We start from the raw sequence: 1,007 nt of genomic DNA, 5'->3' as shown, positions 1-1,007 counted from the left end.
TTCGGCCGGTGGGGTCGAGGAACTCTTGGACGACTTCATGTCTCTGGTCGCCACGTTCGCCGGTCGGATGTACGGCCTGCGGTCCCGTGAGGCCAAGCGCCGACTGCTGGCGGCCGCGGGTAAAGGCGTGGGGTAGTGGCTGGTTCCTGGCTGACGTCGACCGCGACCTGCACCGCGTACCGGGCGGTGTGCGGCGGTAAGCCCGACGCGCCCGGCGTGCAGGCGCCGGTGACGGGGCGGATACTCGCCGAACGGGTCGGGTGGCTCGCGGACCTGGTTCGGGGCATGGCTGACGAAGTGATCGTTGCGCACTGGTCGGATGCTCATCTTGCGGAGCTTGCCGGTGGGGTCGGCCCTGATGGGCGGCGGCTGCCGAGCAACGGGTGGATGGCGTTGCGCCGGCTCGGCTGGGCTGCGGTGCCGCCGGCGGGTGTGGTGGTGTCGGACCGGGTTCGTCGGATCGCCGAGGAAGAAGCGGCCCGCGTTCTGCGTCTGGCGTGCCACCGTCGTGCGATCGTTGCCGCGCTGCTGGCCACGTGGCCGGCCGATCCGTCCGCTCGTACCGATGACGAGTGGTCAGCGTTGCGGGCGGCGCTGCCCGACGCAACCGATAGCGCGACGATCCGCAGCCGCACCCGACAGATCACCGGATACATCGCCGGGCATAGCCGGCTGCCGGCGGACCTGTGTGAGCTGGAGGGTCAGCCGGCCGTGGCTCGGCAGGTGAGCCTCGCTGCGGCCGACCGGCAACACGTCGCCGTCGACCGGGTCGACGACAGCATGGTGCGGGTGTGGTCGCAGCTTCCGATGTGCCCGGCGCCAGCCTCGTACCGCGACTGGGTGTGGCATGCCTTCGACGTGGTGCTGCCGGCGATCGTGCCCGCCGGGGTGAAGGTGTGCACGCCGACGCTGCGGCCCGGCGATGGCAAGGTTCGCGTCGACCTGCCCTGGCAGACCCCGCACACCCCACCCCGGTTGGACGGCCACACTCGCGCGCTCGGTGTCGA

General features: G+C 71.4%; 1 protein-coding gene. It reads left to right on the top strand.

From position 1 onward, the window contains the following. Window positions 1-135 precede the first annotated feature (135 nt). Window positions 136-1,007: hypothetical protein (locus ACFOYX_RS36270; RefSeq protein ID WP_377534834.1), on the top strand; the 872-nt coding region annotated here is incomplete at its 3' end.

The sequence above is a fragment of the Micromonospora sp. GCM10011541 genome (genome assembly GCF_042650725.1).
GTDB classification, from domain to species: domain Bacteria; phylum Actinomycetota; class Actinomycetes; order Mycobacteriales; family Micromonosporaceae; genus Micromonospora; species Micromonospora sicca.
This window is presented reverse-complemented; position numbering and strand designations above follow the sequence as displayed.